General features: G+C 59.9%; 4 protein-coding genes. 2 read left to right on the top strand and 2 right to left on the bottom strand.

The window, feature by feature from the left end; genetic code table 11:
- Positions 1 to 455: 455 nt before the first annotated feature.
- The gene (locus tag AC628_RS34175; RefSeq protein WP_074131114.1) at positions 456 to 1,418 is read right to left on the bottom strand and encodes an AraC family transcriptional regulator; all 963 of its coding nucleotides are present in this window, start codon (positions 1,416 to 1,418) and stop codon (positions 456 to 458) included.
- A gap of 214 nt (positions 1,419 to 1,632) precedes the next feature.
- Here AC628_RS34175 and AC628_RS34170 point away from each other — a divergent pair, with 214 nt between their 5' ends.
- Both AC628_RS34170 and AC628_RS34165 read left to right on the top strand, forming a co-directional pair.
- On the top strand, positions 1,633 to 2,403 hold the full coding sequence (locus tag AC628_RS34170) for an alpha/beta fold hydrolase (protein ID WP_074131113.1): 771 nt from the start codon (positions 1,633 to 1,635) through the stop codon (positions 2,401 to 2,403).
- A 122-nt stretch (positions 2,404 to 2,525) separates the two neighbouring features.
- The gene (locus tag AC628_RS34165; RefSeq protein ID WP_074131112.1) at positions 2,526 to 3,053 is read left to right on the top strand and encodes a hypothetical protein; all 528 of its coding nucleotides are present in this window, start codon (positions 2,526 to 2,528) and stop codon (positions 3,051 to 3,053) included.
- Positions 3,054 to 3,219: 166 nt separating this feature from the next.
- Here the strand turns inward: AC628_RS34165 and AC628_RS34160 are convergent, their stop codons facing one another.
- Positions 3,220 to 3,750 carry a DUF6714 family protein gene (locus tag AC628_RS34160; protein ID WP_143201951.1) on the bottom strand — a complete coding sequence of 177 codons (531 nt, stop codon included), beginning with the start codon at positions 3,748 to 3,750 and terminating at the stop codon, positions 3,220 to 3,222.
- Between the last annotated feature and the right edge of the window lie 969 nt (positions 3,751 to 4,719).

The raw sequence follows: 4,719 nt of genomic DNA, 5'->3' as shown, positions 1-4,719 counted from the left end.
GTCAGTTCCCTCGCCTCCGTCCGTTCCAGCAAATCTGAAAACCGCATCCGTCGTACACCCTCGTGAATGGATGCCGTGCCCATCGCGCCCCCTTTGCTCCGGGGCACCAAAAACACGACACTTCACGAGCTACAAACAGGCGACAGATCACGAGCTACTGACACGTTCGACCGGGCAACTTGACACGTCGGGCAACTCAGGATATATTTCTACTATTCCGAAATTACGCAGACGTCCGCTCGCGCCAAGGCCGTCGCATATGGCATTTACGTGCTTGCGCAACTGACGCTGCCACGTCACAGGAACGCGCGCTGTTCGCGGCCACAGCCAGGTCGTGCACCAAATGGGAAGCCGAGAAAGGCGCAGGTGATGTCCCGCCCATCCTCCAACAGCTGCCCAGAAGCGTGCATCGCTGAAGCTCCGAGCCGGGCCATGAGCGGACACCTGGACCAAGGTCATTCGGCAACTTCTGCTTCCTGAGCGTCCCCTTGCCTTCCTCTGCCGTCAGATCGTCGAGCCGCGCGATACCGGCCGGGCGACAGGCCGTGATGCCGGTGGAACAGCTTCGAGAACGCCGCCGCCGTCTCGTAACCGACCCGGCTCGCGATGCGTGCGATCGGCTCGTCGCTGGTTTCGAGCAGGAACGCCGCTTCTGCCATCCGTCGCTCGATGACGTAGCGATGCATCGACTGGCCGACGAGCCTGGTGAAACGGGCCGAAAATGCCGAACGGCCGAGCCCCACGCGGCGGCCGAGGTCGCTCAGGGCCCAGGGCCGCTCCGGGTTTTCGTGAATCAGCTTGAGCGCTGGTCCGATATGCGGATCAGAGATGGCCCCGAGCCAGCCGCCTTGTCCGGGACTGAGGGACGCGATCCAGCTTCGGAGCACCTCGACAAAGAGCACTTCCGTCAATCGTGAAAGCGCGACGCGTTGACCGGGACGCTCGGTCGCGGACTCGCTCATCAAGCGGCGCAGGATTGCTTCAAGCCAACCATTGTCCGCCGTTGGCTTCAGCAAGAGCACGGGTGGAAGCAACTCCAGCACGTTGCCAAGCAGCGGCCGCGACACCGTGAAATTGCCGCAGAGCATGGCCGAGAGCGGCTTGGCACGGCCGCCGTGACGAATGAAGCCAAGACGCGGCGACGATCGATCGATATCCACGATCCGCAGCGGCTCGGCCCGGCGATCCGAATAAAACACATGGGGCTCTCCGCGCGTGATGACGACAAAGTCGCCCCCGGTCATCTGGATTTTCTGCCCGTGTCCGACCGCAAGGGTCGCTGCGCCCTGGCTGAGATAGTGAAACAGAGCGTAGGGACGCGCCGGCAACTCAAGACGCCAGGGATGGCCCAGCTCGAAGTGAAAGAGCAGCGTTCCGCTGAGACGAACGCGATCGAGCACCTGAGCGAGTATGTCCATGCCGCCGAGGTTAGTCCTGCGGACGATCGGACACAACATCCGGACGATTGATCTCTATCGTCCGTAGGGGCCGTGGAATACGTCATACCGCCGCGGGCCGACGTTACGTGCGGCAACCATTTCGCCAATGGCAGATGGAAGAACCGCGACCTTGCTGGAAACGCCTGTCCATTCCCCGGACCGTGTTCGTCCGATACGTCAACAGGAACAATCGATGCGAAATCTCCTCCTCTCAGCCGCCACCATACTCCTGGCCGGAACGACATTGGCCGGCTCCGTCCATTCCGCCGAACTGCCCAAGGGAGCAGCCCACAACATCGTGCTCGTGCACGGCGCTTTCGTGGACCAGACCAGTTGGCAACCCGTTGCCGATATTCTCACGAAGAAAGGCTACAACGTCACGCTCGTGGAAAATCCGCTCACCTCGCTTGCCGCCGACGTCGATGCCACCAAGCAGGCGCTCGCGAAGCAGGACGGCAAGACCGTCCTCGTCGGCCACTCATGGGGCGGCGTGGTGATCACGGAAGCCGGCAACGATCCCAAGATCTCGGCGCTGGTCTATGTATCCGCCTTCGCGCCGGAGGTCGGCGAATCCCTGGCGTCACTGGCAAAGGCCGGCCCGCCGACGGAAGGCGGCAATGCGATCCATCCCGACGCGAAGGGCAATCTGTACATCGATCCCAAGGTGTTTCCGTCGGCTGTCGCGGCCGACCTTCCGCCGGAAATCGCCGCGCACCTGGCCAATTCGCAGCTTCCGTTGAACCACGTTGCGTTCGAAGCCGCCGTCGACATTGCGGCCTGGCATGACAAGCCGACGTTCTACGTCATCAGCACGAAGGACAAGGTCGTCGCGCCGCAGGCCCAGAAGTCGTTCGCAGCCAGGATGAAGGCGCAGACGACGGAAGTCGCCGGCAGCCATGCCTCGCTCGTCGTCCATGCGAAGCAAGTCGCTGAGGTCATCGAAAAGGCAGCGCTCGCGAAGTGACAATGCCGCTCCCGGCGGGTTCGCGCCGGGAGCGGTACGCTCGCTCAAAGAATGCAGAGCGCATCGGACCGCGATGGCGCAAACCAGCCAAAGCTGGGGAACGTCCGAAGGGAATTTCCTGCATGTACAAGACACTCCTTGTCACTGTCGCGGCCTCAGCTCTTGCCACCGGGGCTGTCACATCTGCTCCCGCAGTCAGGCAAGAGCCGCTGGATGCTGCGACCCTCAGCGCGATAAAATCCAAGTTCGGCAGGCTGATGGAGTTGGCCAACAAGCACGATTTCAAGGCTCTGCATGGGATGTTCTGGCAGTCGCCCTCGACCCTGTTGGTGGCCAAGAGCGCGATCCAGTCCGAGGGGAACTGGGCCGGTTTTTGGGGCAACGAGGCGATTGATCAAAAGCTTCATGATATCGGCAGCTCCGGCCCGGTCGTGCTCGAGCCGGATTATTCGAAGCTGAGGGTTGTCGGCCTGACGCGCGACGTCGCCGAGTCCTACGTGCCGATGAACATCACGGTCTCTTATGCGGGGCAGGATGGAACGCCCAGGCCGTTTCTCATGATCATCAATTGGCTTCGGATCGGAAAGGACTGGAAGGTCGCTTCCGAAATCATTCTGCCGGTGCCACCCGTCCCCGCCGCGAAGGGATAGGCACTTCGATCCGGCTATGGCTGCGCGCCAATGAGTCCGCGTCCTCAACTAGGCCGCGTACCCATAAAGCCGCCCGCCGAACGACGTCTGCATTATCGTCAGAAGCCGACAAAAGAGGGGCGCTTGGTCATGTCGGCTTTGGGCCAACAGCAGACCTCAGCAATGGTTACCGCTTCGTCCGAGCTGTCGTCGAAGCGCGTAATTTATCCCAGAATGCCTCAGCTTCTGATGTAAGCACCTCCTCCTGCGTGACCACAAAGGTCTCCTGGACCGGCAAGAGATTTTTGCGAACGAAGGCGAGGAAGTCGTGCAGGATGCCGATCTGATCCGGCGAAATGGTTTCAAGAAGCTCCATCCACCACTTGCTTTTCGGCTGTCGATCTCTTCCCAAAGGAACGATCGCCTCAAGCGCCCAGTCCAGGTAGCCCGGATCGTCAATTGCGCCGAGCATCAATAACGGCAAATAGTAGAGAAATGTCGCGGGCTCCAACAATTCTCTCGTATGGCCGATCCTTCCAACCATGGTCCAATCGCCAATCTTAATCTCGGTCCATTGGCGCCCAGCAAGCCTCAGCAAGTCCTGACGGAACTCATAGTCGTCATCGTGCCGATCTTCCCTCCAAAAGAAGCGCGCGGGCTCCGGTTGCGCCGGAAAGGCCGCAAGTAGCAATTTGAAGAATTGCTCTTTTGTGGTCACGCGTTCCGACATAATCCCGAGGCGTCGCTAATCCGTCTTATACACTGACAACTGAACGTCTATCCCTGCCTCACCCACAGCCGCGACCAGATCGGCTGGAATGGTCAAAGACTTAGACAACGACGAATTGGGAAAGCTCAGACCTACGTCCAAACTCGGCGCTCCAATCGAACCGTTGGCAACGAGCCCCGAAATGTCGGCGCGAATTGATCGAATAAGGTCGAGAGCAGCGGCCCATTGGTCTTCATTACCTGCAATATCGATCTGAGCATACGCGCAGCCTGATGACACCTCATACCGGTCGACTTGTCGCCCCAACGAGGCGTTCAGATCAGAACGGGAGAGAGCCACGTCTGGTATGCGAATTGCGATGCTTAGCGGCTGCGAGCTTGTCATGCTGCATTGTATTCCGGTTCTCGGGATGTCGGCAAAGGGTTCAGAAGGCGACATAGGGTGAATAGATCAAACTTTAGCCAGCTATTTGGACAGGATTTAATCTGATTACAGTAAGCATCGAGGAGGTGCGAACCGAAAGGCGCTTTAGGAGACCTAACTGTGGCTTCTCATTGGATAGCGACCATCGGTTTACTGCTAATTGTCGCAGCGGGAATGGCATTGGCTTGGCCGCTTCGGAAAAGGCGCGGCGGCGGCTTGCATGCTGACGTTGACGGTCCAGGCCACGCAATCGATGGAGCACATCACGGTCACGACCATGGGGACGGCTCCTCCTCGGCCGATCACTGATCACTGCTTATCGAGCTTTGCTGCAACCAACGCTATTTGACGCCCGCGCGGAAGTCCGCTTCTGTGAAGGGTTTCGGACGCCGGCCGCTTGAGGGACGGCGCCGCGTATTCGGCGGCCGGCGTCCGAAAGCCTCCAAGGGAGGAAACCGCGCTTAAGGGAACGTGAGGCGGTGCTGCAGGCGCTATGGGGATTTGAGCGCCACGGGCGAACTGGCTGATTTGAAT

Source organism: Bradyrhizobium sp. NAS96.2, assembly GCF_001908235.1.
In the GTDB taxonomy this organism is placed as follows: Bacteria; Pseudomonadota; Alphaproteobacteria; order Rhizobiales; family Xanthobacteraceae; genus Bradyrhizobium.
The sequence above is the reverse complement of the archived record's forward strand: the minus strand, read 5'-3'. Positions and strand labels throughout refer to the sequence as shown.